The organism is Peribacillus sp. NPDC058002, from assembly GCF_042886655.1.
Classification (GTDB): Bacteria; Bacillota; Bacilli; order Bacillales; family DSM-1321; genus Peribacillus; species Peribacillus aracenensis.
Genome location: NZ_JBHVQU010000462.1, coordinates 1 through 1,738, shown reverse-complemented (window position 1 = coordinate 1,738; position 1,738 = coordinate 1). Strand labels below are relative to the sequence as shown.

The following is a 1,738-nucleotide window of genomic DNA, read 5'->3' as shown; positions in this document are numbered from 1 at the left end:
ATCCTATTATTCTAGGTGAGGATAAAAAAATCCATTGCGAAATCCAAGAAATTACCAATAAACAAATTTTTGGCTTTGAGATTTTGGAAATCCCAGGGCACGCTCCAGACCAGGTTGCCTTTTATGACAAAGAGTGTAAGTGGCTATTTGCTGGAGATTTATTAATTGAAAATATTCCTAGCAATGCCTTCATTGAACCAGATTATGATGGGATCCGTACAAAATCCTTGGTCCATCAAAAGCAGTCATTAGAGAAATGTTCGTCATTGAATGTTGAACTCGTTTTTTCAGGTCACGGTATGATCATAGAAAATCCTGTTGATTTATTAAAAGAAAGAATAAAAGAGATTGATGAAAAAGCCAACAAATACATAAGCATTATTAAATCCGGAATTTCAACCGCAAGTGGAATTGCCCAATTACGATATAAAGAAAAGTATGAAAAGCAGTTTTTCAATATTATGTCTGAAATTATTGGTTATCTAGATTATCTTGAATTACAAGGGGAAATTAATAAGGAAATGGAGAAAGGAATTTGGCATTATTATTGCAACTAAATCATTGAAGGGCCTTATTTATTTTCAATTTTAAAATAAGGGGATGGCTTTAGGATTTATGAACTATTAATCATTTAAACTATGTGTGAAGTATAATGGGGGATATGATTAGTTCTCCAATTAACGAGTATTCGGTAGGTAAAGTAACTGCGTTTGGGGTAATGGCCATCCTTTTGAAAAGATTGATACAGACATCGAGGCAAACCTTGCAGATGTCGATTCTGTAGGAGCATGGGCATTAAATAATCCAGATTTTGTTGAACGATTAAAAACGGATGCACAATTAATTGAACCAGGTCGCACAACATTTTACGATAAAGATAGCAAAGGCTACACTGATTACCCACTATTAAATTCTAAGTAAGATGACCAACCGCAGCCAAAAGATTATTTTAGTTTTTAAAAAGTTCAGCTGGAGAACAAACAATATTGCCTATTTAAAGTACGCAAAAGGAAAACCAATTTAACAAGCATTAAAAAACCTTTAAGAAGTTTTTAAAAAGCGAAGAAGACAACAAAATGTGTAGAAGTCCATATCTTGTAAGCACTCCCAATCGATATAAAAAAGGGATTTTTCCTTAACCCGGTGGAAAAGCAGGATGTAAGATTATTTTACGCCTAGTTTGTGATGTCCAAAAATAGTGTAAAGTTACTTACTATTTTACTGTCGATTAAAGGAAAAGGATGGATTAAAAGTTATGCTGTGTTGATCGGGATTTCGCTTGGCTGACTACGATATTCTTTGTTTGAGAAATATTCAATCATCTAGTTCCCAGAATTCTTCACGGGGCTACAAGACTCAATGCTGGTATCGTTATAACGTCTATCCTATTAACATTTCTTTTAGTTTCGAATTCCATCGCTGCGATTGCGGCTATAAAATAAGTGGCACCAGAAAATGTATATATTGATTTAAAAATGGAACTACCTTAAAATGAAAATCAAAGATTACCTTTTCAGGATATCGAATCTTTCTCACTTTATCAAAGAGTGGAAGGATTCCATGAAAGGCATTGTCGTTAGCAGCTCCTTTACGGGACTGCTAACGACAATGCCTTTTTCTTTAACTAAGTCTAATTATAAGAAAGACAAACATTTCGAATAAAATGAATGAATGTTTCCAATGTTTATTTGAATAGTTTGGAACAAGGTAATTTCAATGAACTAGGAGGTCCTATAAA

General features: G+C 33.6%; 1 protein-coding gene. It reads left to right on the top strand.

All coding sequences use genetic code 11. The annotated features are described in order from the left end of the window. Positions 1–557, top strand: a 557-nt coding sequence (locus tag ACFVSH_RS26315) for an MBL fold metallo-hydrolase (RefSeq protein ID WP_387708753.1), incomplete at its 5' end; no start/stop codon positions are given. Between the last annotated feature and the right edge of the window lie 1,181 nt (positions 558–1,738).